Origin of the sequence: Umezawaea sp., assembly GCF_036375055.1 — a bacterium.
Lineage (GTDB): Bacteria > Actinomycetota > Actinomycetes > Mycobacteriales > Pseudonocardiaceae > Umezawaea.
In genome coordinates this window covers 55157-80974 of record NZ_DASUSQ010000145.1, presented here as the reverse complement: position 1 = coordinate 80974, position 25818 = coordinate 55157, and the positions used below count along the sequence as shown (strand labels likewise).

The 25818-nt window shown below is 71.0% G+C and carries 30 protein-coding genes; 25 read left to right on the top strand and 5 right to left on the bottom strand.

Annotation, left to right across the window (positions count from 1 at the left end):
- Window positions 1-312: 312 nt before the first annotated feature.
- Entirely contained in the window at window positions 313-552 is a 240-nt protein-coding gene (locus VFZ92_RS35705) for a glutaredoxin family protein (RefSeq protein WP_330881257.1), read from the bottom strand.
- A 116-nt stretch (window positions 553-668) separates the two neighbouring features.
- Here VFZ92_RS35705 and VFZ92_RS35700 point away from each other — a divergent pair, with 116 nt between their 5' ends.
- From VFZ92_RS35700 to VFZ92_RS35615, 18 genes are all read left to right on the top strand, one after another.
- Window positions 669-2234 (top strand): molybdopterin-dependent oxidoreductase, encoded by a 1566-nt coding sequence (locus VFZ92_RS35700; protein ID WP_330881255.1) that lies wholly within the window; start codon window positions 669-671, stop codon window positions 2232-2234.
- A gap of 88 nt (window positions 2235-2322) precedes the next feature.
- Window positions 2323-2994: a fasciclin domain-containing protein gene (locus VFZ92_RS35695; protein WP_330881253.1), complete on the top strand. Its 672-nt coding sequence runs from the start codon at window positions 2323-2325 to the stop codon at window positions 2992-2994.
- A gap of 481 nt (window positions 2995-3475) precedes the next feature.
- Complete coding sequence (locus tag VFZ92_RS35690) at window positions 3476-4237, top strand: redox-sensing transcriptional repressor Rex (RefSeq protein ID WP_330881275.1); 762 nt, start codon at window positions 3476-3478, stop codon at window positions 4235-4237.
- 55 nt (window positions 4238-4292) lie between these two features.
- Window positions 4293-5630, top strand: coding sequence for a glutamyl-tRNA reductase (locus VFZ92_RS35685; protein ID WP_330881251.1), 1338 nt, complete (start codon window positions 4293-4295; stop codon window positions 5628-5630).
- Window positions 5627-6577 (top strand): hydroxymethylbilane synthase, encoded by a 951-nt coding sequence (hemC, locus tag VFZ92_RS35680; protein WP_330881249.1) that lies wholly within the window; start codon window positions 5627-5629, stop codon window positions 6575-6577. The genes VFZ92_RS35685 and hemC overlap by 4 nt, the downstream gene beginning before the upstream one ends.
- Window positions 6578-6592: 15 nt before the next feature.
- The gene (locus tag VFZ92_RS35675; protein WP_106187000.1) at window positions 6593-8125 is read left to right on the top strand and encodes a uroporphyrinogen-III synthase; all 1533 of its coding nucleotides are present in this window, start codon (window positions 6593-6595) and stop codon (window positions 8123-8125) included.
- A 94-nt stretch (window positions 8126-8219) separates the two neighbouring features.
- Entirely contained in the window at window positions 8220-9197 is a 978-nt protein-coding gene (hemB, locus tag VFZ92_RS35670; RefSeq protein ID WP_330881246.1) for a porphobilinogen synthase, read from the top strand.
- Complete coding sequence (locus VFZ92_RS35665) at window positions 9194-9724, top strand: hypothetical protein (protein ID WP_330881244.1); 531 nt, start codon at window positions 9194-9196, stop codon at window positions 9722-9724. The genes hemB and VFZ92_RS35665 overlap by 4 nt, the downstream gene beginning before the upstream one ends.
- 53 nt (window positions 9725-9777) lie before the next feature.
- Window positions 9778-10371 (top strand): hypothetical protein, encoded by a 594-nt coding sequence (locus tag VFZ92_RS35660; RefSeq protein ID WP_330881242.1) that lies wholly within the window; start codon window positions 9778-9780, stop codon window positions 10369-10371.
- 77 nt (window positions 10372-10448) lie between these two features.
- Window positions 10449-11039, top strand: a complete 591-nt coding sequence (locus VFZ92_RS35655; RefSeq protein ID WP_330881240.1) for a hypothetical protein — start codon at window positions 10449-10451, stop codon at window positions 11037-11039.
- Window positions 11036-11434 (top strand): hypothetical protein, encoded by a 399-nt coding sequence (locus VFZ92_RS35650; RefSeq protein WP_330881238.1) that lies wholly within the window; start codon window positions 11036-11038, stop codon window positions 11432-11434. The genes VFZ92_RS35655 and VFZ92_RS35650 overlap by 4 nt, the downstream gene beginning before the upstream one ends.
- Before the next feature lie 20 nt (window positions 11435-11454).
- Window positions 11455-12063: a hypothetical protein gene (locus VFZ92_RS35645; RefSeq protein ID WP_330881236.1), complete on the top strand. Its 609-nt coding sequence runs from the start codon at window positions 11455-11457 to the stop codon at window positions 12061-12063.
- The gene (locus VFZ92_RS35640; RefSeq protein WP_330881234.1) at window positions 12060-12626 is read left to right on the top strand and encodes a hypothetical protein; all 567 of its coding nucleotides are present in this window, start codon (window positions 12060-12062) and stop codon (window positions 12624-12626) included. Before VFZ92_RS35645 ends, VFZ92_RS35640 begins: the two co-directional genes overlap by 4 nt.
- Entirely contained in the window at window positions 12626-13069 is a 444-nt protein-coding gene (locus VFZ92_RS35635; RefSeq protein ID WP_330881232.1) for a hypothetical protein, read from the top strand. Before VFZ92_RS35640 ends, VFZ92_RS35635 begins: the two co-directional genes overlap by 1 nt.
- A gap of 46 nt (window positions 13070-13115) precedes the next feature.
- Complete coding sequence (locus VFZ92_RS35630; RefSeq protein WP_330881230.1) at window positions 13116-13457, top strand: hypothetical protein; 342 nt, start codon at window positions 13116-13118, stop codon at window positions 13455-13457.
- Between the two features lie 11 nt (window positions 13458-13468).
- Window positions 13469-14785, top strand: coding sequence for a glutamate-1-semialdehyde 2,1-aminomutase (gene hemL, locus VFZ92_RS35625; RefSeq protein WP_330881228.1), 1317 nt, complete (start codon window positions 13469-13471; stop codon window positions 14783-14785).
- Window positions 14782-15411: a histidine phosphatase family protein gene (locus VFZ92_RS35620; protein WP_330881226.1), complete on the top strand. Its 630-nt coding sequence runs from the start codon at window positions 14782-14784 to the stop codon at window positions 15409-15411. Before hemL ends, VFZ92_RS35620 begins: the two co-directional genes overlap by 4 nt.
- Window positions 15408-15980 (top strand): TlpA disulfide reductase family protein, encoded by a 573-nt coding sequence (locus tag VFZ92_RS35615; protein ID WP_330881224.1) that lies wholly within the window; start codon window positions 15408-15410, stop codon window positions 15978-15980. Before VFZ92_RS35620 ends, VFZ92_RS35615 begins: the two co-directional genes overlap by 4 nt.
- A 30-nt stretch (window positions 15981-16010) precedes the next feature.
- Here VFZ92_RS35615 and VFZ92_RS35610 read toward each other — a convergent pair whose 3' ends face one another.
- The gene (locus tag VFZ92_RS35610; protein ID WP_330881222.1) at window positions 16011-17000 is read right to left on the bottom strand and encodes a M64 family metallopeptidase; all 990 of its coding nucleotides are present in this window, start codon (window positions 16998-17000) and stop codon (window positions 16011-16013) included.
- A gap of 168 nt (window positions 17001-17168) precedes the next feature.
- On the opposite strand from VFZ92_RS35610, the gene VFZ92_RS35605 reads away from it, so the two are divergent.
- The 4 genes from VFZ92_RS35605 to VFZ92_RS35590 all read left to right on the top strand — a co-directional run bounded on the left by VFZ92_RS35605 (window position 17169) and on the right by VFZ92_RS35590 (window position 22043).
- The gene (locus tag VFZ92_RS35605; protein WP_330881220.1) at window positions 17169-17948 is read left to right on the top strand and encodes a cytochrome c biogenesis CcdA family protein; all 780 of its coding nucleotides are present in this window, start codon (window positions 17169-17171) and stop codon (window positions 17946-17948) included.
- Complete coding sequence (gene resB, locus VFZ92_RS35600) at window positions 17949-19499, top strand: cytochrome c biogenesis protein ResB (protein ID WP_330881218.1); 1551 nt, start codon at window positions 17949-17951, stop codon at window positions 19497-19499.
- Window positions 19499-20461, top strand: coding sequence for a c-type cytochrome biogenesis protein CcsB (ccsB, locus tag VFZ92_RS35595; protein ID WP_330881216.1), 963 nt, complete (start codon window positions 19499-19501; stop codon window positions 20459-20461). The genes resB and ccsB overlap by 1 nt, the downstream gene beginning before the upstream one ends.
- A gap of 199 nt (window positions 20462-20660) precedes the next feature.
- Window positions 20661-22043, top strand: a complete 1383-nt coding sequence (locus tag VFZ92_RS35590; protein ID WP_330881214.1) for an AAA family ATPase — start codon at window positions 20661-20663, stop codon at window positions 22041-22043.
- 60 nt (window positions 22044-22103) lie between these two features.
- On the opposite strand, the gene VFZ92_RS35585 is transcribed toward VFZ92_RS35590, so the two are convergent.
- Complete coding sequence (locus VFZ92_RS35585; RefSeq protein ID WP_330881273.1) at window positions 22104-22289, bottom strand: hypothetical protein; 186 nt, start codon at window positions 22287-22289, stop codon at window positions 22104-22106.
- 58 nt (window positions 22290-22347) lie between these two features.
- Window positions 22348-22566 (bottom strand): BldC family transcriptional regulator, encoded by a 219-nt coding sequence (locus VFZ92_RS35580; RefSeq protein WP_330881271.1) that lies wholly within the window; start codon window positions 22564-22566, stop codon window positions 22348-22350.
- 156 nt (window positions 22567-22722) lie between these two features.
- On the opposite strand from VFZ92_RS35580, the gene VFZ92_RS35575 reads away from it, so the two are divergent.
- Window positions 22723-23199: an Lrp/AsnC family transcriptional regulator gene (locus tag VFZ92_RS35575; RefSeq protein ID WP_330881212.1), complete on the top strand. Its 477-nt coding sequence runs from the start codon at window positions 22723-22725 to the stop codon at window positions 23197-23199.
- 11 nt (window positions 23200-23210) lie between these two features.
- Window positions 23211-23468 (top strand): DUF4229 domain-containing protein, encoded by a 258-nt coding sequence (locus VFZ92_RS35570; protein WP_330881210.1) that lies wholly within the window; start codon window positions 23211-23213, stop codon window positions 23466-23468.
- A gap of 219 nt (window positions 23469-23687) precedes the next feature.
- Here the strand turns inward: VFZ92_RS35570 and VFZ92_RS35565 are convergent, their stop codons facing one another.
- Window positions 23688-24674, bottom strand: a complete 987-nt coding sequence (locus tag VFZ92_RS35565; RefSeq protein WP_330881208.1) for an ADP-ribosylglycohydrolase family protein — start codon at window positions 24672-24674, stop codon at window positions 23688-23690.
- Window positions 24675-24707: 33 nt separating this feature from the next.
- On the opposite strand from VFZ92_RS35565, the gene VFZ92_RS35560 reads away from it, so the two are divergent.
- On the top strand, window positions 24708-25796 hold the full coding sequence (locus VFZ92_RS35560) for a PLP-dependent cysteine synthase family protein (RefSeq protein ID WP_330881206.1): 1089 nt from the start codon (window positions 24708-24710) through the stop codon (window positions 25794-25796).
- Window positions 25797-25818: the final 22 nt, after the last annotated feature.

Below are 25818 nucleotides of genomic sequence, written 5' to 3'. Positions count from 1 at the left end.
GGGGGTGCGCGGTAGGCGCGGCTGCCGTTGTGGTGTGGCCGATTTGACTCGGGGACCCCTCGATTTGACCCTTTGATCGGGCTAAAGGGCAGGTGGTAGCAACCTGCCCGATCAACGAGGGTAAGGGTCAAATCCCCCGAGTAAAATCGGCCACGTTCAGGGCGCTGGCCTGCGGTTTCGCGGTGCTCGCCCCCGGTCGCCTCGGTGCCCGTTCGCCCCGGCGTCCGGTTGCCCCGGTGCCTGGCCGCCTCGGTGCCCGGTCGCTCTGGTGGCCGGTGGCCCTGGTGGTGCTCGGTTGGGCCTGGTGCCCTGTCAGTCTGCTAGCGCTGCGCGTAGGCGTGGTTCTTCCACTGTCCAGTAGCCGTGTTCTTCGCCGTCCACGAGGATCACCGGTACTCGGTCGCCGTACTCGGCTCGCAGTTCGCGGTCCGCGTCCACGTCCTCGGTCGACCAGGGCACGCCTAGTTCGTCGCAGATGCGTTCCACGTCGGCCTTCGCCTGTTCGCACGCGTGGCAGTCGGTGCGGGTCATCAGAGTCACGTGGTGGGTCACCCGGTCATCGTGCCGGATCGGCTCCCGCCGCACCGAGCGCTCCGGCTGATTACCGTCTGCTTACGGTCGTCCGCGTTGGCGGCGAACCGGTCTGGTGCGGGAGTCGAATGTGCAGCATGGAGCCTTCCGCACAGCCACCCCCGAAGCCGCCTCGCCTCGCCGCGCCGGTCGCGGCTCTGATCGGGGTGCTGTCGGTCGCCGTCGCGCTCGCCGCCGGTCACCTCGTCGCCGGGTTCGTGGGGCCGTCGGCGTCGCCGTTCCTCGCCGTGGGCAACACGGCGATCGACCTGACGCCCGCACCGCTCAAGGACTTCGCGGTCCGCACGTTCGGCACGTACGACAAGCTCGTGCTGCTCGGCGGCATGGCCGCGGTGCTGCTCGGCGCCGCCGTGCTGGCCGGGCTGCTGTCGCGGCGCGGTCCGCTGCCCGGTTCGGTGCTCGCCGGAGCGCTCGGGTTGCTCGGGGTGGCCGCCGTGCTGGCTCGGCCGGACTCCGGGCAGCTCAGCGTCCTCGCGCCGATCGCCAGCCTGGTGGCGGGCATCGCGGTGTTCCGCTGGCTGCACCGGACCGCGTTCGCGCTGCGCGACGAGCAGCGGAGCGGGTCGGCCGACGGGCGGCGCACGCTGCTGATCGCGCTCGGCGCCACGGCCGCGGGGGCCGGTGTGGCCGGGTTGGTCGGGCAGTTCCTCGGCAACCGGATCGACGTCGAGGGGTCGCGGGCCGCTGTCGGGTCGATCAAGCCGACCACGCCCGCGCCGGAGATCCCGGCGGGTGCCGACTTCGCCTCGCAGGGCACGCCCTCGTTCATCACGCCGAACGCCGACTTCTACCGGGTGGACACGGCGCTGAGCGTGCCGCGGCTGCGTGCCGAGGACTGGTCGCTGCGGGTCCACGGCATGGTCGAGCGGGAGCTGACGCTGAGCTACGACGACCTGCGGTCGCGCGACCTGGTCGAGCGGACGATCACGATGACCTGCGTGTCCAACGAGGTCGGGGGGCCGTACGTGTCGACGGCGAACTTCACCGGCGTGCTGCTGCGGGACGTGCTGGAGGAGGCGGGCGTGAAGCCCGGTGCCGACCAGCTGTTCGGCACCAGCTCGGACGGGTGGACCGCCGGGACGCCGGTCGACGTCGTGATGGAGGCCGAGCGGGGTGCGCTGCTGGCGCTCGGCATGAACGGCGAGCCGCTGCCGGTCGAGCACGGGTTCCCGGTGCGGATGGTCGTGCCCGGCCTGTACGGGTACATCTCGGCGACCAAGTGGCTCGTCGACCTGGAGCTGACGACGTTCGACGCGAAGCGTTCGTACTGGATCGACCGCGGCTGGGGCAGGCTCGGGCCGATCAAGCCCATGTCGCGGATCGACTCGCCGAAGGGCCTGAGCAGGCTGACCGGTGGTGGCCGGACGACCGTGTCCGGCGTGGCGTGGGCCCAGCCCACGGGCGTCGCGAAGGTCGAGGTGCGCGTCGACGGCGGCCCGTGGCAGGACGCGACGCTGTCCGCCGACGTCAACGACAGCTCGTGGCGGATGTGGAAGGTGGAGCTCGACCTGCCCGCGGGGGGTCACACGGTCGAGTGCCGTGCCACCGACAAATCGGGATTCGTGCAGCCCCAGGCGCGCCTGGCGCCCATCCCCGACGGGGCCACCGGCTGGCATTCAGCCTTCTTCACGGTAGAAAAATAAACTCAATCGGGTGAAAGCCGAACCGGATCGCCCCCCGCTTCGAATGTCCGGTGACTAGCGAAGCAGAAATCAACAAGGAGTGATCCGCGTGAGGAAGACCCAGCTCGCCGTCGTTGGCGCCATTGCCGCCGCCACCCTGTCGATCGCGGCCTGCGGCAGCAGCGACACCGCCTCCACCGGTAGCTCGTCGACCGCCGGTGCGGCCACGACCACCACGACCGCCGCGACCAGCTCGTCCGCCATGGCGGGCGCGTCCGACGGCGTCACCCAGACCACGGACGTGTTCGGCGCGGGCTGTGCGTCCGTCCCGCAGGACCCGGCCAACAAGGGCTCGCTCCAGGGCATGGTGAGCGACCCGGTCGCCACCGCCGCCAGCAACAACCCGCTGCTCACGAAGCTCGTGGCCGCCGTGGGGGCCGCGAACCTCGGCGACACCCTGAACTCGCAGGCGGCGATCACCGTCTTCGCGCCGTACGACCCCGCGTTCGCCGAGCTGGGCGACGCCAAGTTCGCCGAGCTGGCCGCCGACCCGGCGACCCTGGGCAAGATCCTCCAGTACCACGTCGTCGGCAAGCGCTACGACGCCAAGGGCCTGGAGGCCGCCAAGACGGTCGACTCCCTCACCGGTCAGAAGCTGACGATCGCCGGTACCGGCGACACGATGACCGTCAACGGCGCGCCGGTGCTGTGCGGCAACATCCCCACCAAGAACGCCACCGTCTTCGTCATCGGCAAGGTGCTCACCCCGCCCGCCGCGTGATTCCAGAGCTCTTTCCCGACGTGGTGCCGTGACGCGGAACAAAGCGCCTCACGGCACCACGTCGATGTTTTCCGCCCGGTCCCGAATAGTTTTCGGACCGGGCGGTTCTCGTTGTGCGGAATCGTTCCCCCTGTGCATCGCAGGGTGGCGTTCCCACCCGAAAGCGGGGAATTCATCCGACCATCGGTCGACCTCCGTGGAACTGAATCGGTAGAGGCCCTCCCACCCCCGCCGACAGGGCGACGAGTGTCACCCGATCCGTGGTCCGACCAGCAGGTGACGGCCTGTGACCAGCGGCGAGCCGCCGTCACGCGAAGATCGCCGACTTTGTGCACGCCTTCACAAGCGGTACGGTGGTGGTGTCACACCGTCAGATGCCGAAGCGGTTTCACCGCTCGATGCCGACGGGTCCGTGCGTCGACTTTCGTGTGTTGTGAGGAGTTCCAGCGTGGTGGCTCAGCGGGGCGAGGGTGACGAGGTCGTGACCACCACCCCGGCCAACGCCGTCGTTCCGGAGCAGGACGAGGTCGTCGTCCGCGAGCGGGCTCGCGCCATCCCCGAGGCCGCCGTCGCCCGCCTCGCGGTGTACCTGAGGGTGCTGTCCGGCATGGTCGACCAGGGCGTGACGACGATCTCCAGCGAGGAGCTGTCCGCGGCCGCCGGGGTCAACTCGGCGAAGCTCCGCAAGGACCTCTCCTACGTCGGCTCGTACGGCACGCGCGGCGTCGGCTACGACGTCGAGGTGCTCGTCAGCCACATAGAGCGCATCCTCGGCCTGACCCGCAAGCACAGCGTCGCGGTGGTCGGGATCGGTAATCTTGGTCACGCCCTCGCCAACTACGGCGGCTTCCAGAGCCGCGGCTTCCCGGTCGCCGCGCTCTTCGACGTCGACGAGGACCTGACCGGTGTCCCCGTGGGTGGCATACCCGTCAACCACATCGACGACATCACGACGGTCTGCGTCGAGCGCGAGGTGTCGATAGGCGTCATCGCGACACCGCCGCAGGCGGCACAGGCGGTCTGCGACCGTTTGGTATCCGCAGGCGTGCAGTGCATCCTGAACTTCGCACCCGTCGTGCTCCAGGTCCCGGACGACGTCGAGGTGCGCAAGGTCGACCTGGCCGTCGAGATGCAGATCCTGTCGTTCCACGTGGCGCGACGGGCTGACGAGGCCTCGGCCGAGCAGGCGGCGAACGACTTGATCAACGGAGTGGGCGTGGACAGGGTGGTGATTCGCCCGTGAGTGCGCGAATCGGCTCGACCGTGAGCCGAACGGCTCGCGGAGACGTGGTGACGGCATGAGTGTGCTCGTCGTCGGTCTCTCGCACCGCACCGCCCCCGTCCCCGTGCTCGAACGGGTCACCGTTTCCGAGCCGGACCAGGGCAAAGTCCTCGCCGAGCTGCTGCGCAGCCCGAGCGTCTCCGAGGCGATGCTGCTCTCGACCTGCAACCGGGTCGAGGTCTACGCCGTCGTCGAGACGTTCCACGGCGGGATGAACGACGTGGTGAACGTGCTGGCCGCCCAGGCCGGTGCCGAGCCCGTCGAGCTGTTCGAGCACCTCTACGTGCACTACGCCGCCGCCGCGGTCGAGCACGTCTTCCGCGTCGCGGGCGGCCTGGACTCCATGGTCGTCGGCGAGGCCCAGATCCTCGGCCAGCTGCGCTCGTCCTACACGAGGGCCGACACCGAGGGCACGGTCGGCCGCGCGCTGCACGAGCTGGCGCAGAACGCGCTGCGCGTCGGCAAGCGCGTGCACACCGAGACCGGCATCGACCACGCGGGCGCCTCCGTCGTCTCCGAGGCCCTCTCCGACGCCGAGACCGAGCTGGGCGGCCTCGCGGGCCGCCGCGCCCTGGTCGTCGGCGCGGGCTCGATGGGCGGTCTCGCCACCGCCCACCTGCGCCGCGCGGGCATCGGCGAGGTCGTCATCGCCAACCGCACGGCCGCCAACGGCGCCCGGCTGGCCCAGTCGCTGATCGCCGAGGGCGTGCCCGCCAGCTCCGTCGACCTCGTGGAGCTGCGCTCCGAGCTGGCCGACGCGGACGTGGTGTTCGCCTGCACCGGCTCGATGGACACCGTCGTCGGCGTCGAGCTGCTGGCCGCGGCCCTGCTCGACCGCGACCCCGGCCGCCCCCTCGTCGTCTGCGACCTCGGCCTGCCCAAGGACGTCGACCCCGCCGCCGCCGACCTGGCGGGCGTGACCGTGGTCGACCTGGAGACCCTCCAGCGCAGGCTGACCGACGCTCCCACCGGGCAGGACGCCGCGCGCGCCACCGAGATCATCGGCGACGAGGTCCGCGGCTACCTCGCGGGCCAGCGCTCCGCCGCGGTGACCCCGACCGTCACGGCGCTGCGCAAGCGCGCCGCCGAGGTGGTCGACGCCGAACTGCTGCGCCTGGACACCCGCCTGCCCGAGCTGGACGCCGCCGTGCGAGGCGAACTCGCCAAGACCGTCCGTCGAGTCGTGGACAAGCTCCTGCACACCCCCACCGTGCGGGTGAAGGAGCTGGCCTCGGCCCCCGGCGGAGCCGGGTACGCCGAAGCCCTGCGCGAACTGTTCGGGCTCGACCCGCAGGTCCCCAACGCCGTCAGCCAGCCACACACAACGCAGCACGACAAGGGTGAGAAGCGGTGAACCGCATCCTCAGGATCGGCACCCGCGGGAGTGCTCTGGCACTCGCGCAGACGGGCCACGTCGCCGAAGTTCTCGAAAAGGCGGGCGCCAGGGTCGAGATCGTCGTGGTCTCCACGCCGGGCGACCGCTCCTCCGCGCCCATCGCGGAGATCGGCGTCGGTGTCTTCACCTCCGCGCTGCGCGACGCGCTGGCCGCGGGCGAGATCGACGTCGCCGTGCACTCGTACAAGGACCTGCCCACCGCTCCGGACCCCCGTCTGGCGCTCGCCGCCGTGCCGCCCCGCGAAGACCCGCGGGACGCGCTCGTCGCCCGTGACGGCCTCACCCTCGGGGAGCTGCCCGTCGGGTCGACCGTCGGCACCGGCTCGCCGCGGCGGGCCGCCCAGCTCGAAGCGCTCGGCCTGGGACTCACCATCGTCCCGCTGCGCGGCAACGTCGACACCCGCATCCGCAAGGTCGCCGACGGAGAGCTCGACGCCGTCGTGCTGGCCCGTGCGGGGATCGCGCGCCTCGGCCGCTCCGCCGAGATCACCGAGACCTTGGAGCCGATCCAGATGCTCCCCGCGCCCGCCCAGGGCGCTCTAGCAGTGGAATGCCGGGTCGACGACGTCGACACCGAGCACCTTCTTCAGTCCACTTTGGACGACTCGTCCAGTAGGGCCGCGGTAACCGCGGAGCGCGCCATGTTGGCCGCGCTCGAAGCTGGTTGCAGCGCGCCGGTCGGCGCACTGGCCGATGTGGTGGAAGACCTCGTGGAAGACGCAGCGGACGGGTCGACGCGCGTCGTCCTCCGCCTGTCCTTGCGCGGGGTCGCGGCGACTTCGGAGAACGACATGCTCCGAGCGTCCGCCACCGGTGACTTGACCGCAGCAGAGGAACTCGGCCGCGCGCTGGCCGCCGAGTTGCTCGACCTCGGGGCCGCGGTGCTCAGCGGCCCGGAGGCGTAGATGGGGAGTGCCCTGATGACCCGCGCACGCAAGACCCCCGGCCGAGTCGCATTCGTGGGCTCCGGCCCCGGCGACACCGGGCTGCTCACCGTCCGGGCCCACGACCTGCTCGCGAGGGCTGAACTCGTGGTCGCGGACCCCGACGTGCCAAGCGACATCGTCGCGCTGGTACCAGAGGGCGTCGAGGTCAGGCCCGCCGTGGGCGAGCCCGCGGACGTGGCCAAGGACCTGGTCGCCGAGGCGAAGAACGGCCACACCGTCGTCCGGCTCGTCGCGGGCGACCCGCTCACGCTCGACTCCGTGGTGAAGGAGGCGCAGGCCGTCTCCCGCACCAGCATCGCGTTCGACGTGGTGCCCGGCGTTCCCGCGGGCACCGCGGTGCCCGCCTACGCGGGTGTCGCGCTCGGCGCCGTGCACACCGAGGTCGACGTCCGCGGCACGGTCGACTGGGCGGGCCTCGCGGCCGCGCCCGGCACGCTCGTGCTGCACGCCAGCGGCAGCCACCTCGCCGAGGCCGCCTCGTCGCTGGTGGAACACGGCGTCGCACCGCAGACCCCGGTCGCGGTGACCGTCGACGGCACCGGCTTCGGCCAACGCACCATCGACACCACGCTCGCCTCGCTGGCCTCGGACGCGGGTGACCTCTCCGGTCCGCTCGTCGTCACGGTCGGCGCGGCCGTCGCGGGTCGCGCCCGGCTCTCCTGGTGGGAGTCGCGCGCGCTGTACGGCTGGCGCGTGCTGGTGCCCCGCACCAAGGAGCAGGCGGGCGCGATGAGCGACCGGCTGCACTCGCACGGCGCCATCCCGGTGGAGGTCCCGACCATCTCGGTCGAGCCGCCCCGCAGCCCCGCGCAGATGGAGCGGTCCGTCAAGGGCCTGGTCGACGGCCGCTACCAGTGGGTCGTCTTCACCTCGACCAACGCCGTCCGCGCGGTGTGGGAGAAGTTCCGCGAGTTCGGCCTGGACGCCCGCGCGTTCTCCGGCGTGAAGATCGCCTGCGTCGGCGAGAGCACGGCCGCGAAGGTCCGCTCGTTCGGGATCATCCCCGAACTGGTGCCGTCCGGTGAGCAGTCCAGCGAAGGCCTGCTGAACGACTTCCCGCCCTACGACGACATCCTGGACCCGGTCGACCGGGTGCTGCTGCCGCGCGCCGACATCGCCACCGAGACCCTCGCCGCCGGTCTGCGCGACCGCGGCTGGGAGATCGACGACGTCACCGCGTACCGCACGGTCCGGGCGGCCCCGCCGCCCGCCGACACCCGCGAGATGATCAAGTCCGGCGGGTTCGACGCGGTGTGCTTCACCTCGTCGTCCACGGTCCGGAACCTGGTCGGCATCGCGGGCAAGCCGCACGCGCGGACCCTGGTGGCCTGCATCGGCCCGCAGACCGCCGAGACGGCTCGCGAGTTCGGCCTCCGGGTCGACGTGCAGCCGGAGGAGGCGAACGTCCCGGCGCTCGTCGACGCGCTGGCCCAGCACGCCGCGCGCCTGCGCGCCGAGGGCGCGTTGCCGCCGCCGCGCAAGACCAAGCGCCTGCGCCGTTCCTGAGCCAGACCGATGTACCGCTGAGGCCATGCTCGGGACCACCGTCCTGGGCATGGCCTCGTTGGTTTCCGAACCCCACTCCAGGGAGTGCACGCCAGTGTTCCCAGCACACCGTCCCCGCCGCCTGCGGACCACGGCCGCGATGCGGCGGCTGGTCAGCGAGACCACCGTCCGGCCGAGGCAGCTCGTGCTGCCGATGTTCGTCAAGGAGGGCGCGACCCAGCCGGTCGCGATCTCCAGCATGCCGGGCGTGTTCCAGCACACCCGTGAATCGCTCGTCAAGGCCGCCGTGGAGGCCGTGCAGGCCGGCGTCGGCGGGCTGATGGTCTTCGGCGTGCCCGCCGAGCGGGACGCGGTCGGCTCCGGCTCGACCGACCCGAACGGCATCCTCAACGCGGCCCTGGCCGACCTGCGCTCGGAGCTGGGCGACAGCACCGTGCTCATGTCGGACTGCTGCCTCGACGAGTTCACCGACCACGGCCACTGCGGCGTGCTCGCGCCCGACGGCTCGGTCGACAACGACGCCACGCTGGAGGTGTACGGCGAGATGGCCGTCGCCCAGGCGCGGGCGGGCGCCCACCTGGTCGGGCCGAGCGGGATGATGGACGGCCAGATCGGCTTCATCCGCGCCGCGCTGGACGAGGCCGGGTTCACCGACACCGGCATCCTCGCCTACTCCGTGAAGTACGCGTCCGCGCTGTACGGGCCGTTCCGCGAGGCAGTGGACTCGCAGCTCAAGGGCGACCGCAAGACCTACCAGCAGGACCCCGGCAACGGCCGGGAGGCGCTGCGCGAGGTCTCGCTCGACCTCGCCGAGGGCGCGGACATGGTCATGGTGAAGCCCGCCGGGCTCTACCTGGACGTGGTGCGCTCGGTGAAGGAGATCGCGGACGTGCCGGTCGCGGCGTACCAGATCTCCGGCGAGTACGCGATGGTCGAGGCCGCCGCCGCGAACGGCTGGATCGAGCGCGAGCGCACGGTCCTGGAGACGCTGACCTCGATCCGCCGCGCGGGCGCCGACGTCGTGCTCACCTACTGGGCCACCGAGGCCGCTGCCTGGCTGGACCGGGAATGACGACCCGTCCCGCCAAGGCGGAGCACCCCCAGCCGCCCAAGCTCGTCGACCTCGCGCGCTGGCTGTGGATCGGCAGCGCCGTCCTGGGCTCCGTCGCGTTCCTGCTGGAGCTGACCAGCAGCGACCTGTTGCTCGACGAGCTGCGCAAGGCCCAGCCGGACCTCGGCCAGAGCGAGCTCGACGGCGCGATGTCCGCCGCGGTCATGTTCAGCCTCCTGGCGTGCGGGGTGCTGGTGCTCATCCACGCGACGATCGCCAACCGGATGGCCCGAGGCCGCAACTGGGCCCGGATCCTGATCACCGTGTTCGGCGCGGGCGGGATCATCATCGGCCTGATGAGGCTCCTGGTCGTCGTGTCGGGCCTCGCGTCGGCCTTCGAGCAGACCGTCAGCCCCGTCAACCTCGCCTTCAGCTTGGTCACGATGGCGATGGACGCCGCGGTTCTGGTCCTGGTGTTCCAGCCTTCCGTCGCAGGTCACTTCCGCAGCGCTCCGGTGGGTCAGCAGACCACCACCCCCAGTAGCTAACGGATTGTGATTTCACCTGAAAAACACATGCGCAGGTCCTTACCGTGCGCGTCATGACCAACCCGAACGATCCTTACGCACAGCAAGGCGGCTACCCGCAGGGCCAGCAGCCCGGCGGGTACCCCCAGCAGGGCCAGCCCGGTTTCCCCCCGCCCCCGCCCCTGGGCCACAGCGACACCGCCGCGGCCGTGAAGCCGAAGGCCGTCGACACCGCCTACCTCTGCTGGCTGGTGGCGGCAGGTACGTCCATCCTGTCGAGCATCCTCAGCTTCTTCACCGCCAAGGCCCTCGCTGAGAAGCTGGCGAGGGACATCCTCGGGACGAACGACCTGGGCCCCGAGTTCCAGACGGCGCTGGAGCAGTCGTCCCCCGGCTACGGCAGCATCATCTTCTCGCTGCTCATCGCCGCGCTGTGGGTCGTCGTGGTGATGCAGATGCGCAAGGGCGCCAACTGGGCCCGCATCCTGCTGACCGTGCTCGGTGGTCTGAGCCTGCTCCTGGGCATCTTCAGCATCTGGGTGTACTTCGGCCTCGGCTTCCTCGGCCTGCTCCAGGGCGTCCTCGCGCTGGTCAGCTACGCGGCCATCGCGGCAGGCATCGTGTTCATGTTCAAGCCCGAGTCGAACCAGTACTTCAAGGCCAGCTAGGTGATCCGGACCCCGGGGTCGCCGTCGACGCCTGTCGCGGTGGACAGCGACCCCGGTCGGTTCTAGCGTTTCGGTGTGTGACGACTCCACAGGATCCGGGGGACCGGGAGCAGCCTGCGCCGTTCCCCTCCGCACCGCCGCCACCGCCCGAGCAGCAGCAGGCAACTCCGCACCAGGGCGAGGTCGCGCCGAACGTGTTCTCGGCACCGCCGCTCAGCGCGGCCGACCTGGGGCGCGGCACGCCGGTCGGCGAGGCGCCCAAGGAGCTGCGGATCGCGTACTTCCTGTGGCTCGGGGTGGCCTTCCTCCTGCTCGTCGCCGCGGTCTTCACGTTCACGTCGTACGACGCGGCCCTCGACGCGGCGCGCCAGGCGAACTCCGGCCTCACCGACGAGCAGCTGAAGACCGGCGTCTCGTTCTTCATCGGCGCGTTCGTGGTCATCGACCTGGTGTTCGCGGGCCTGTTCGTGCTGTTCGCGGTGAAGCTGAAGGCGGGCAGGAGCTGGGCCCGGCTGTGGTTGATGATCCTCGGCGCGGTGGTCTTCTTCGTGCAGGTGCTCGGCCTGAGCCTCCTGAGCGTCATCACCGGCCTGCTGATCATCGGTGGCTTCGTGCTGATGAACCTCCGCCCGTCGTCCGACTTCATCAACGCCCAGCGATCACCGTGACGACCGGGACCGCACCCCCGCTCGCGGTGCGCGCCGCGGTGGGGGTGTGGCTGGCGCTGTCGGTGTTCGGCCTGTTCAACGTGGCCTTCCTGTGGCTGAACCGCGACAAGGTGCGCGAGGCGCTGCCGCCCGAGTTGACGGTCGGGGGCACGCTGGGGCCGCTCACCGTCGCCGCCGTGGTCTTCGCCGCCGCCTACGGCCTGTTCGCGTGGCTGCTCCGCCGGGGCGTCCGCCGGGCCCGCCTCGGGCTCTCGGTGACCGCGTTCGTGCACCTGGTGTGGGTGGTGCTGCCGGGCGCGAGCCTGGCCAGCCTGATCTCGGTCGTGCTGCTCGGCGTCGGATTGGTGCTCACCTGGCGTCCCGCTGCCGCACACTGGTTGCGAGAGCAGGAGTAGGGAACAGCGGGGGGACCTCCATGGCCGAGCACGAACCGTTCGCGTCGCCGTACCACCAGGTGCGGCTCCCGGGGCAGGAGCAGGAGCAGCCGCCGGGGTGGGTGTCGCCGGTGGTCGGGCCGATGCCGTCGTCGTCGTGGGAGACCGCCGAGCGGACCCGCCCCGCGACCCTGACCGCGTCCTTCTGGTGCTGGCTCGCGGCGACCGTTCTGGTCGTCCTCGGCCTTCCCGGCGTGTTCGCCCTCCAGCACGAGGAGTTCGCCCAGGTCCTCATGGAGGACAACTCGGCGTCCGGCACACCGCTGGACGAGGCGACCGCCCGGTTCGCCGCGCTCGCCACCTCGGGCGTGTTCGCCGTCGGGTTCGCGATCCTGGCCGTCCCGTACGTGGTCGGCTTCATCAACCTGCGTGCGGGCAAGGGGTGGGCGCGGGTCCTGCTGGCCGTCCTCGGCGGGCTGGGCTTGCTGTTCGGCCTCATCGCCCTGGCGGCGTTCACCGGTGGCGTCGAGGACATGAGCCCCCGGTACGGCTACCTGTGGGTCGCCGTGTTCCTGATCACCACGACCGTCGCGGTGGTGCTGATGTTCCTGCCCTCGGCCAACGACCACGTGCGGGGGACCCGTCGATGACCCAACCACCACCAGACCCGTACGGCTCCTCGCCGTACCAGCCGGTGAACTACCCGGCCGCGGGGCAGCAGCCGCCGGTGCACCAGCCCTTCCCGCAGCGGCCGTTCCCCGGCGCCATGCGGGGTGTCGACCAGAACACGAGCCAGACCTACGTGCGGCCCGCCGTGGTGACGATCGGGTTCGTCCTGTGGCTGCTGACCGCGCTGTCGTGGCCGCTGGGGACGCTGCTGCGGGAACTCGTCGCGGGCTCGCCCATCGGCGGGTTCGGCGTCGTGATGGGCCTGTTCTTCCTGCTGTGCCTCGGCATCGCCGGGGTGGTGGGCGCGATCATGTTCCTGCGCGGCAGCTACCACGCGCGGCTGGCGCTGTGCGGGGTGGCGCTGATCGTCGAGGTGATGGCGGTGATCGGCGTCGCGTCGCTGTCCGACGGGGGCGGGTACAGCGGTGCGGCCGAGGTGGTCGCCTGGCTGGTCGCGCTGGCCAGGCTGGTGCTGCCGCCGGTCGCCGTCGTGGTGAGCCTGCTGCCGGGGACGCGCCAGTACTTCGCCGCTAACCTCGGCTAGTGGACGACGACACCGGCCCGGTCCTCTACGCCGAGGAGGGCGCCTCGTGGTGGCCCCTGCTGTGGGGGCCGGTGTTCGCGGTCGTCGGCGTCGGCGTCGAGCTGCTCACCGGCCCGGTCAGCGTGCTGTTCTGGTCGCTGGTCGCGTTCGGCCTGCTGATACCCACCGCGCTGTGGGTGCAGGGCAGGCAGCGGCTCTACTCGGTCCGCCTCACCCCGGCCGCCCTGCGCGAGGGCCGCGAGGTCCTGCGGATGTCCGACGTCGCCGCCGTCGACGGGGTCGAGCCCCGCTCGGGCGCGACCGTCCTCGGCACCGGGTGGAACGTCCCCAAGGGCACCACCGCCGTCCCCATCCGGCTGGCCGACGGCACCGTGGTCCTCGGCTGGGCCCGCGACCCCGACGCCCTCCGGGACGCGCTGCACCGGCTTCTCACGCGCGCCTGAGCGGCGTTCACGACGTCCCGCACCCGCGCGTGCCAGACTCGTCGCCGTGACCGCAGCAGCCGCAACCGCCCCCGCTCCCGCGCCGGAGCTGCACCAGCCCAAGCGCGCGCTGATCGCCGTGGTCGAGGTGGTGCTCGTCGTGCTCCTGGCGTTCGCCGCGCACTGGTGCTGGCAGCGCGGGATCCAGCGGTTCTCCTACCCGGTGGAGGGGCGTCCGCCGCTCGTGTCGACGCGGTACCACGGCAACTGGATCGGCGGCTCGATCGCGCTGGCCACCGTCGCCGGGATCCTGGTGCTGGACGCGATCCGGCAGACCCTCCTCGCGGTCCGCACGCGGGACCGCAGGCCTCCGGAGGACGTGGCGCAGACCACTGACGAGCTCGTGTGAGACTGGAACCCGTGACGACGAGGAACACGGCAACGGACACCACCCGGTCGCAGGAGCTGTTCGCGCGAGCGGCGACCGTCACGCCCGGCGGGGTCAACTCCCCGGTGCGGGCCTTCCACTCGGTCGGCGGCACCCCGAGGTTCATGGTCCGGGGTGAGGGGCCGCACCTGTGGGACGCGGACGGCAACCGCTACGTCGACCTGGTGTCCTCGTGGGGCCCGATGATCCTGGGCCACGCGCACCCCGCCGTGGTCGAGGCGGTCCGGTCGGCCGCCGTGCACGGGCTCTCGTTCGGCACCCCCACGGAGGGGGAGGTCGACCTCGCCCAGGAGATCATCGACCGCGTCGAGCCGGTCGGGCAGGTGCGCCTGGTCAACTCCGGCACCGAGGCCACGATGAGCGCGATCCGGCTGGCGCGCGGGTTCACCGAGCGCCGCAAGGTCGTCAAGTTCGCGGGCTGCTACCACGGTCACGTCGACGCGCTGCTCGCCCAGGCGGGCTCCGGTGTCGCGACCCTCGGCCTGCCGACGTCGCCCGGTGTCACCGGCGCGCAGGCCGCGGACACGATCGTCCTGCCCTACAACGACGTCGAGGCCGTGCGGGCCGCGTTCGCGGAGAACCCCGGCGAGATCGCCTGCGTGATCACCGAGGCCGCCGCGGGCAACATGGGCGCCGTCGCCCCGCTCCCCGGCTTCAACGCCGCGCTGCGCGAGCTGTGCCACGCCGACGGCGCGCTGCTGGTGGTGGACGAGGTCATGACGGGCTTCCGCGTCTCCCGCTCGGGCTGGTACGGCGTCGAGGGCGTCGCGGGCGACCTCTACACGTTCGGCAAGGTCATGTCCGGCGGGCTGCCCGCCGCCGCGTTCGGCGGGCGCGCCGACGTGATGGCGAGGCTGGCCCCGCAGGGCCCCGTCTACCAGGCGGGCACGCTGTCCGGGAACCCCGTCGCCGTCGCGGCGGGCCTGGCGACGCTGCGGGCGGCCGACGAGGCCGTGTACCGCGCGCTGGACGCCAACGCCTCCCGCCTCGGCGCGCTGTTCACCTCCGCGCTGACCGAGGCCGGGGTGGCGCACCGCGTGCAGTTCGCGGGCAACCTGGTGAGCGTCTTCTTCACCTCCGACGAGGTCGTCGACTACGCGGGCGCGCAGGCCGCCGAGACGTGGCGCTTCCCCCCGTTCTTCCACGCCCTGCTCGAACGCGGCGTCTACGCGCCGCCGAGCGCCTTCGAGGCGTGGTTCGTCAACGCCGCGATGGGCGACGACGAGTTCTCGATCATCGCCGACGCGCTGCCCCACGCGGCGGCCGCTGCCAAGGAGGCCAAGAAGTGACTCGTACCGTGGTGCACTTCCTCCGGCACGGCGAGGTGCACAACCCGGACGGGATCCTCTACGGGCGGCTGCCCGGCTTCCGCCTGTCCGACACGGGCCAGCGGCAGGCGCTGACCGTCGCCGAGCACCTCGCGGACCACGACATCGTGCACGTCGTCGCGTCCCCGCTGACGAGGGCGCAGCAGACCGCCGCGCCGATCGCGGACTCGCACCGGCTGGAGCTGGCGACCGACGAGCGGCTGATCGAGGCGGACAACAGGTTCCAGGGCCTGCGGGTGTCGGTGGGCGACGGCGCGCTGCGCAGCCCGTCGCACTGGCCGAAGCTGGTCGACCCGTTCACGCCGTCGTGGGGCGAGCCGTACCTGAAGATCGCGCACCGCATGCTCGGCGCGGCTCAGCGGGCCCGTGCGGTGGCCGCAGGGCACGAGGCGGTGTGCGTGTCCCACCAGCTGCCGATCTGGACGCTGCGGCGGTTCCTGGAGGGCAAGCGCATGTGGCACGACCCGCGCAAGCGCGAGTGCTCGCTGGCGTCGCTGACGAGCCTGGTCTTCGAGGGCGAGCAGCTCGTCCGCGTGTCCTACACCGAGCCCGTCGGCGCGACGAACCCGAGGGTGACCGGGGCGTGAGGGCGGTCGCGCTGCTGGCCTCCGCGCTGGTGCTCGCGGGGTGCTCGACGGGGAAGGACGCGGTCGTCGCGGGGGGCGAGTTCCAGTTCGTCGCCCCCGACGGCCAGGTGCGGATCCGCTACGAGGGCGACGAGCGCAAGGTCGTGAAGGGCCTGTCCGGTCCGAGCCTGCTGCGGGACGGCGAGACGATCAGGATCGAGGACTTCGCGGGCAAGGTCGTCGTGGTCAACATCTGGGGCTCGTGGTGCCCGCCGTGCCGCACGGAGGCGTCCGAACTCCAGAAGGTGCAGGACGAGACCGGCCCGTCCGGCGTCCAGGTGCTCGGCATCGACGTCAAGGAGCACTCGCCCGAGCCCGCGCGGGACTTCGCGAACGTCCGGGAGCTGACGTACCCGTCGATCTACGACGAGTCGGGGCGCACGCTGCTCGCGTTCAAGGGCTACCCGCCCAACGCGGTGCCGTCGACCATCGTCCTGGACAAGCAGCACCGCGTCGCCGCGATCTTCCTGGAGGGCGTCCTCGCCTCCGACCTGACGCCGGTGGTGCGGGAACTGCTCGCCGAGGCGTGAGCGTCCGGCCGGACGCCCACGCCGGGGGAGCTACGGGGTGCCCCGCAGCTCAGGGATCTTGGCCTTGAACGCCTCGACCATCGCGTCGCGGCCGATGACGCTGTACTGGCGGCCCAGCGTGCGCATGATCGAGTTCTGGGTCGGCCGGTAGAGGCCGGTGCCGTAGTACCTCGCGCCCTCGAACACGCCGACCACACCGCCGTCGGGCGTCGGCTGGCCGAGGTAGCGCGCCCACTTGGAGCCGTCGGCCAGCTTGGAGGCGTTGATCTCGACGGGTTCGGCGCCGGTGTAGGTGCCGGGGGAGTAGTACTCGTCGGCCAGGTTGCCGATCGAGTGGCCCAGCTCGTGCACCACGATCTGGCCCGCCTGGGCGTTGCCGCCCGCCGCGGTCGCGACGCCGCCGCCCGCGCCGCCGTACTTGGTGGTGTTGCCCAGCGCGATGACCTGGTCGGCCCCCGGCGCGAGCGCGGCGTACTTGTTCGCCTCCTGCTCGTTCACGCAGAGCAGGCGCTCGGTGCTCGGGGTCGTGCCCTTGCACCAGAAGCCCATGTCCAGCGCGGTGCGCTTCTCGTCGGTGCCCGCGGGGTTGTCGTCCACGCCCGAGTCGATCGACACGGCGTTGACCTGCCACACGTTGAAGTACTGCCGGTACGAGGCGAACGGCTCGACCGCCGCCAGCTCGGCCCACTTGCTCAGCACGTGGTCGTGGAACTCGGGCAGCTCGTCCGCCGTGTACCCGTCGCCGACGAACACCAGGTCGAACCGGGCGTCCGACGAACCGGTCTGCTGCACGGTCTCGACGGTCGCGGCGACCCGCAGGTTCGCCTTCGTCCTCATCGACCTGGGGTCGGCGGCCACCACCTTGCTGATGGTGCCGTCGGGGGAGAAGACCTCGCGGACGACCTGCGAGGTGACCGGGGCGGGCGCCGCCTCCGCGGGCACCGCGCCGTGGGGCAGCGGAGCGGCGACCACCACGAAGCCCATCGTGAGCGCGGGCAAGATCAGCCGAGTTGAGCGCATGGAGGAACGTTAAGTACGCCGGTTGTCACCCACAAGAGTAATTTCGCAACTATTTCCCATTTGTAATTACTGTTCGTAATGCCAACTAGTGGTCAACGGATGTGACCTGGGACTCCGCTAACGGGTTCCGGTTCCGCGTCGGTTCGGAGCACTACCTACTCTGGAGCCGTGAACCCCTGGACGGAGCTGGCCACCTCGGGTCCGCTGCTGCTGGCCACCGGTGTCGCACTCCTCGCAGGCGCGATCTCGTTCGCGTCCCCGTGCGTGGTGCCGCTCGTCCCCGGCTACCTCGCCTACCTCGCGGGACTGGTCGGCGCCGAGGCCCCGGCCGTGCAGGACGGCGAGTCGCCGAAGGCGGGCCGCTGGCGGGTCACCGGCGCCGCGCTGCTGTTCGTCCTCGGTTTCACGGTCGTGTTCTCGCTGACGTCGTTCGCCGTGCTCGGCCTCGTGGACGCGCTGTGGCTCAACGAGGACCTGCTCCAGCGCATCGGCGGTGTCATCACCATCGCGATGGGTCTGGTCTTCATCGGCCTCGTCCCCGTGCTCCAGCGCGACGTCCGGCTGCACAAGCGCCCGCGCGCCGGGCTGATCGGCGCCCCGCTGCTCGGCGGCGTCTTCGCGCTCGGCTGGACCCCGTGCCTCGGCCCGACGCTCGCAGGCGTGCTCGCGCTCGCCCGCGGCACGGAGGTCGGCTCGTCCACGGCCCGCGGCGCGGTCCTCGTGCTCGCCTACTGCCTCGGCCTCGGCCTGCCGTTCGTGCTGATCGCCATCGGCGCCCGCTGGGCCGTCCGCGTCACCGGCTGGCTGCGCACCCACGTGCGCGGCGTGCAGGTCTTCGGCGGGGTGCTGCTGATCATGGTCGGCCTCGCGCTCGTCACGGGCCTGTGGGGCGACTTCGTCGGCTGGCTGCGCGTCACCGTCGTCAACGACCTAGAGCTGCCGCTGTAGATGAAGAACGCACTGGCCTTCCTGCGCAACACGTGGCGCGGCCTCACGGCCATGCGCACGGCGCTGACGCTGCTCTTCCTGCTCGCGCTGGGTGCGATGCCCGGCGCGCTGCTGCCGCAGCGGTCGCTGAACTCCCTCGCGGTGGACGAGTTCATCGCCGAGAACGGCTGGTGGGGCCGACTGCTCGACCGCGGCCAGTTCTACGCCGTGTACGGCAGCTTCTGGTTCTCCGCGATCTACGTGCTGCTGTTCGTGTCGCTGGTCGGCTGCCTGCTGCCGCGCCTCTGGGAGTACTTCAGCCAGATGCGCGCCAAGCCGGTGCTCACGCCCCGCAACCTGGCCCGGATGCCGCACCACGCCGAAGCGCACAGCGGTCGCGGCGTCGACGAGGTCGTCGCCGCGGCCCGCACCCGGCTCAAGGGCTGGCGCACGGTCGAGCGCGAGGAGGCCGACGGCGTCCGCACGATCAGCGCCGAGCGCGGCTACCTGCGCGAGACCGGCAACCTCGTCTTCCACTTCGCGCTGCTCGGCCTGCTGGTGGCGTTCGCGCTGGGCAAGATGTTCGGCTACGAGGGCCAGGTCATCGTCCAGGCGACCGGCAAGCAGTACTGCAACTCCGGCGTCTTCAACTTCGACTCGTTCCGCCCCGGCCTGCGGGTCGACGGCACCCAGCTCACCCCGTTCTGCGTGCGGGTCAACGACTTCCACGCCACCTACCTGGACAACGGGCAGGCGGAGAGCTTCCGCGCCAACATCGACTACCAGTCCGGCGAGGACCTCGACACCGGCGCCTGGAAGCCGTACCCGCTGGAGGTCAACCACCCGCTGCGCACCGCGGGCGACCGGCTCTACCTGCTGGGCCACGGCTACACGCCCAAGTTCACCGTCACGTTCCCGAACGGCGAGGTCCGCTCCGCCGAGGTGCAGTGGAAGCCGGTCGACCCGATCACGCTGCTGTCCGAGGGCGCGACGAAGTTCGACCCGCCGCTGATCACCGATTCCGAGGAGCGGCGGAAGAACCAGCTCGCCATCACCGGTCTGCTGGCGCCCAGCGCCGTGTTCGACGGCACGCTGATGAGCTCCGACTTCCCCGAGGCGCGCAAGCCCGCGGTGGCGGTCGACGTGTTCCGCGGCGACCTCGGCACCGACTCCGGCCGCGGCCAGTCGATCTTCTCGATCGACCGGTCCATGGTCGACAATGGCAGGCTGACCAAGGTCGCCCGGCAGAACCTCGAAGTGGGCCAGGAGATCACGCTCGACGACGGCACGGTGATCCGCTTCGACGGCGTCACCGACTGGGTGTCGCTCCAGGTGTCCCACGACCCGGCCCAGGTCTACGTGCTCGTGTTCTCGATGCTGATGGTGGCAGGCCTCGGCGTCTCGCTCGCGATCCGCCGCCGCCGCGTGTGGGTGCGGGTGTCCCCTCGGGACGACGGGCGTACGTTCATCGAGGTCGGTGGTCTCGCGCGCACCGACCAGGCAGGCTACGGCGGGGAGTTCACCGGGTTGTCCCGAGACCTCCTCTCTGCCGGTCAGGACAAGGAGAGCTGATGCCGGTCAACGAGACGATGGCGACCTACGGCGACTGGCTGTACAACAGCGCGGTCGGCGTGTACCTCCTCGCCACGTTCCTCTACGTCTACGAGTACGCCTTCGGCAAGGCCAGGGCGAAGGCGAAGGAGCGCGACCTCGTCGTCGCGGGCGGCGCGGGCGGGACCTGGAAGCCCGGCCTGGTCGTGCCGACGAAGCCAGAGCGGTCCCGCGCCGAGCGGTTCGGCCGCGCGGCCGTGGCGCTGACGCTGCTGGGCGCCCTGTTCCACGCGGCCTCGCTGGTGCTGCGCGGGATCGCGACCGGCCGCGCCCCCTGGGGCAACATGTACGAGTACGGCGCGCTGCTGACGCTGGCCGCCGTGATCACGTTCGTCGTGCTGATGCGGTCGTTCCCGGTCCGCAGGCTCGGCGGGTTCGTGCTCGTGCCGGTCGTGATCCTCATGTTCCTCGGCGGCACGGCCCTCTACGCGCCCGCCGCGCCCGTGCAGCCCGCGCTCCAGTCGTACTGGCTCGTCATCCACGTCTCGGTCATCTCGATCTCCACCGGCATGCTGCTGGTGCCGGGCGTCGCGAGCCTGCTGTACCTGGCGAAGGCGACCAACGACCGCAAGCCGGAGAAGTTCGCGAAGCTCGCGGGCAGGCTCCCGTCGGCCGACACGCTCGACCGGCTCGCCTACCGCAGCACCGTGCTGGCGTTCCCGCTGTTCACGATCGGCATCATGTTCGGCGCGATCTGGGCCGAGGCCGCGTGGGGCCGCTTCTGGGGCTGGGACCCCAAGGAGACCGTGGCGTTCGTGTCGTGGGTCGTCTACGCGGCCTACCTGCACGCCCGCGCGACCGCGGGGTGGCGCGGGGCGAACGCCGCGTGGATCAACACGCTCGGCTTCCTGCTGACCGTGTTCAACCTCTTCTTCATCAACTTGGTGACGAGCGGGTTGCATTCCTATGCGGGCGTCGGCTGACCTCCGACATCACCCCAGGTGGGATGCCCACCCCCGTTAGTGGAACCTGTTGTCGCCGACTACCGTCCCAGGTGGGGGTCGGGGAGGTCTCGATCCGCTTGCTCAGGGGAGGACCCCAGCGGTGACTGGTCGCTACGAGGAGCCTGAGCCGCGGCACAACGTGTCATGGCAGCCGCAGCCCACGGGCGCGGAGGGCCACATGAACCAAACCAACCCGGCTCAGTCGGGCGCACACCAGGTCGACGCGGCCCAGCAGGCCGGTGGTGGCCAGTCCGGCCAGCACACCGTCAGCGGCGGCCCGTCGGGCCCGTACCAGGTGGGTGGCGGCTCGTCCGGCGCCCACCAGGTCGGTGGCGGTCCGTCGGGCCAGCACAGCGTCGGTGGCGGCCCGTCGGGCCAGCACAGCGTCGGCGGTGGGCCCTCCGGTCAGCACAGCGTCGGCGGCGGCCCGTCCGGTCAGCACCCGGTCCAGGGCGGCCAGTCCGGCAGGTACCCCGTCAGCGGCGGTCCCTCGGGCCCCTACCAGGTCGGCGGAGGCCCGTCCGGCCAGCACTACGTGGACCCGTCCCAGCAGCAGTACCAGGGCCAGGGCGCGTTCCCGAACAACTTCCCCCAGTCGCTGCCGCACCAGCAGGGCCATCACCACCAGCACCAGCAGCAGCCGATGACCGCGCACGACATGTCGTCGCAGCGGCTCATCCGGCAGGAGAAGCGCCCACCGCAGACCGGCTGGCGCAAGACCGTGCACACGATGACCGGTGGCCTGCTCAACCTGGGCGAGAGCCCGGCCGACATCCGGCGCCGCGAGCTGATCACGCGGATCAACCAGCCGCTGCGCGGGTGCTACAAGATCGCGATGCTCAGCCTCAAGGGCGGTGTCGGCAAGACCACGACCACCGCCTCGCTCGGCTCGACGTTCTCGTCGCTGCGCGGCGACCGGGTCATCGCCGTCGACGCCAACCCGGACCGCGGCACCCTGGCCCTCAAGGTGCCCCGCGAGACCACCGCGACCGTCCGGCACCTGCTGCGCGATGTGGCGAGGATCACCAAGTACAGCGATGTGCGGGCCTACACGTCGCAGAGCCCGAGCAGGCTGGAGGTGCTCGCCAGCGAGCAGGACCCGGCCGTGTCGGAGGCGTTCAGCGACCAGGACTACCTGCGCACGGTCGCGCTGCTGGAGCACTTCTACAACATCCTGCTCACCGACTGCGGCACCGGCCTCATGCACTCGGCGATGAAGGGCGTGCTCGACCAGGCCGACTCGCTGGTCCTCGTCTCGTCCGGCTCGGTCGACGGGGCGCAGACCTCGGCGGCCACGCTCGACTGGCTGGACGCGCACGGCTACCGCGACCTCGTGGCCAGGTCGATCGCGGTCATCAACTCGGTCCGACCGGGCTCGGGCAAGGTCGACCTGGACCGCTTGGCGGCGCACTTCGCGTCCCGCTGCCGCTCCGTGGTCATGATCCCGTTCGACCCGCACCTCGAAGAGGGCGCGGAGATCGAGCTGGACAAGCTGGAGCCCGCGACCAGGCTCGCGCTGCTGGAGCTGGCCGCCACCGTGGCGGACGACTTCCCCAGCTAGCGGACGGTCCCGACCGAGCGCGGGCCCCTGGCGACTCCTCGCCGGGGGCCCACGCTCGTATCAGGAGTCCTTGCCCTCCTCAGGAGGGCGTTTCGTCTGCTCGCCGAGCTTCCGGAGGAAGTCCGGGTCGTCGTCGGGTGCGATGACCCGACCACGAGGAGCGGTTTCGAGCCTGCCGGGCCCGAACGCTTTCCAGAGCAGCATGAACACGGTGAGCGCACCGATCGCCGCGAGCACGTACAGCATGGTCGCCACCTCCTTTGCCACGACATTACTCGTGACTAGGAGTACGTACGGGACGTGTTCAGTGACGCACCGGTTCGGTAGCTTCGGTGGTGAGCTCGGACAGCAGCGCCTGGACCTCGGACTCCCGGAACCTGCGGTGGCCGCCGGGCGTGCGGATCGACCCGATCCGGCCCGCGGTGGCCCAGCGGGTCACCGTCTTCGGGTCGACGCGGAACAGGTTGGCCACTTCACCTGGCGTGAGCAGCCGTTCCGGGCCGCTTTGACGAGTTACCTGCATGGACGCGGTCACGATCGTCCTCCTCAGATCAGACTTACCGCCCGCATCGTGGCATCTCACCCGTCAGGTACTCGAACACTTGGGTGATGGTAAAGAGGGAGTAAGGGACGAAGTTCGCGGTTCGGACATCCCGCAGGTAGGGCCTAGTCTTGTCCGGTGGACGCTCTTGATCGTCAAATCATCGCCGCGCTGCGCGAGAACGGCCGAGCCACCTACGCCGACCTGGGCCGCAAGGTCGGCCTCTCGGCGTCCGCGGTGCACGAGCGCGTGGGCAAGCTGGAGGCCACCGGCGTCATCGTCGGCTACCACGCCGTCGTGGACCCCAGCGCCGTGGGCCTGGGCGTAACGGCCCTGGTGGGCATCCACCCGACCGACACGGCCGACGACGACGACATCGCCCTGGAGCTGGCGGGCTTGATCGAGGTCGAGTCCTGCTACCGGGTGGCGGGCGACGAGTCGTTCATCGTCAAGGTGCGGGTGGCCACCGTGGACGACCTGGAACGCGCGCTGGGCCGCCTGCGCCGCATCCCCGGTGTGGCGAGGACCAGGACGACCGTCGTGCTCTCCACGCGCTTCGAGGGCCGCCCCAACACCTCGGACGCGGCGTTCGAACCGGGGGACGGCGGCGCGTAACCTGGGGAACCGTGCACCTGGGTAGAGATGTGACGCTGTACGTGCTGGCGCGACTGGGCATGGTCGCGGTGGTCATGGCGCTGCTCATGCTCGTCAACGTCCCGCTGCTCGTGGCGATGGCAGTAGGCGTGGTGGTAGCCCTGCCGCTGTCCCTCTTCGTGCTGCGCGGCATGCGCACCCGAGTGGCCGAGGGCCTCAACGAACGCGGAGCGGTCCGCAAGGCGGAACGCGACCGCCTGCGAGCCCAACTGAGGGGCGAAACCGCCTGAAGCCCCAACAAAGGCGACCCACGACAAAAGCGAGCCACGAGCTTTCCCTGAACCGAGGCCGATCTTGCTCGGGGGATCTGTCCCTTGCCCCGGTAGACCGGCAGGTGGCCACCACCTGCCCTTGAGTCCGATCACAGGGTCACATCGAGGGGTCCCCGAGTCACACCGGCCACCCCGCTGGGACCGGCAGCTACCCGATTCGCCGGAACCGCCCAGCCCTCACCCGTAAACCCCAAAGGTCCCAGCGGCCTCGTCAGCGGACCGGTGCAACAGGTCCACCATCTCCACCCCTTCCAGCCACCGCGAAGGAATGCCCTCCACCCCGTCCCGAGCCCCGAGAATATTCCCGCAAATAGACCCGGTCGAATCACTGTCACCGGATATGTTGACCGCGATCAACAACCCGTCCTCCAACGACTCCCCGGCCAACGCCGCCAACAACCCGATGGCCAGGGCCTCTTCCCCGACCCACCCCCCACCGAACAGGGTCTCGATCAACTCCGGGGTGGGCCGCTTCCCCCGACTCCCCAGCTGCACGGCCAGGTCCAACAGCTCCAGCTGCTCCTCGTGCTCGTCCCACCGGATCAGCTCCTCCCGCGCCTCGGCGGCGGCCTCCAGCACCGAAGCCCCGGCCAGCACCTGCTGCACGATCACCGCCAGCACCCCGGCCGACAGGAACCCGCTCGGATGCCCGTGCGTGATGGCGGCGGTGCCCGCGGCCAGCGCGAACACCTCGTCCACGTCCTCGGACCACAGGGCGACGGGCGCCGCCCGCATCACCCCGCCGCAGCCCTTGGAGTTGTTGATGTGGTCGCTGGTGGTCCCGAAGGCGTCCCTGTCGTACAGCGCCCCGAGGCACGTCGTACCCGGCGCACGCTGCGAGAACAGTCCCGGCTCGTCCAGCAGCCACCCCTCGGCCCGCACCGGGGGGCCACCCTGGGTGTGCAGCCACCGCCCGTACGCGGCCCGCACGTCCCACAGCGGGTCCGTCCCGTGCTTCCTGGCGATGACCAACCCCTCGAGGGTGAAGAGCGTCATCTGCGTGTCGTCCGTGATCGCGCCGACCTTGCCGTAGGCCGGGGCGAAGTCGGTCAGGCCGTCGGGGCCGAAGCGGGCGCGGATGGCGTCGATGTGCTCGAACTCGACGGCCCCGCCCAGGGCGTCCCCGACGGCGCCTGCGAGAAGTGACCCGCGAAACTTGTCCACGGCGGACCAGTGTCCTCGAAGTTATCGTGCGCCGTGACCATTTCCCTTGACCGATGTTGCAGCCGCACCAGGGACTGGGTCCGCGAGGCCGTCCGGATCATCGACGCCGACGCGAACCGCAGTGCCGACACGCACCTGCTCCACTTCCCGCTGCCCCTCGAATGGGGCATCGACCTGTACCTGAAGGACGAGTCGACCCACCCGACCGGCTCGTTGAAGCACCGCCTCGCCCGGTCGCTGTTCCTGTACGCGATCTGCAACGGGTGGGTCGTCGGCGGCACGCCGGTCATCGAGGCCTCGTCCGGTTCGACGGCCGTGTCGGAGGCGTACTTCGCCCGGCTGCTGGGGCTGCCGTTCATCGCGGTCATGCCCCGCTCGACCAGTCCGGAGAAGATCGCCCTGATCGAGCGCCAGGACGGCAGGTGCCACTTCGTGGACGAGCCGGGCGCCATCTACGACGAGTCTCGCCGCCTCGCCGCCGAGCTGAACGGCCACTACATGGACCAGTTCACGCACGCCGAGCGCGCCACCGACTGGCGGGGCAACAACAACATCGCCGAGTCGATCTTCCAGCAGATGGAGCTGGAGGCGACGCCGGAACCGGACTGGGTCGTCGTAGGAGCGGGCACCGGCGGCACCAGCGCGACCATCGGCCGCTTCATCCACTACCGCAGGCTGAAGACCCGCCTCGCGGTCGTGGACCCGGAGCACTCGGTGTTCTTCGACGCGTGGCGCGACAGCGACCCGACCCTCGTCGGCACCCGCGGTTCCCGCATCGAGGGCATCGGACGGCCGCGCGTCGAACCGTCGTTCGTCGGCCAGGTCATCGACCGGATGATCAAGGTGCCGGACGCCGCGTCCATCGCCGTCATCCGGCACGTCGAGGCCGTCCTCGGCCGCAGGGTCGGCGGCTCGACCGGCACGAACCTGTGGGGCGCGTTCCAGATCATCGCCGAGATGCGGGCGTCGCGGGCGCGCGGCAGCGTCGTCACGCTGCTCTGCGACGGCGGTGAGCGGTACGCCAACACCTACTACGACGACGGTTGGGTGGCCGCCCAGGACATGGACCTCGCACCCCACCTGGAGCGGTTGGAGAAGTTCCGCCGCACCGGTGCCTGGTAGCGGGAACGGGACGGACACCTGC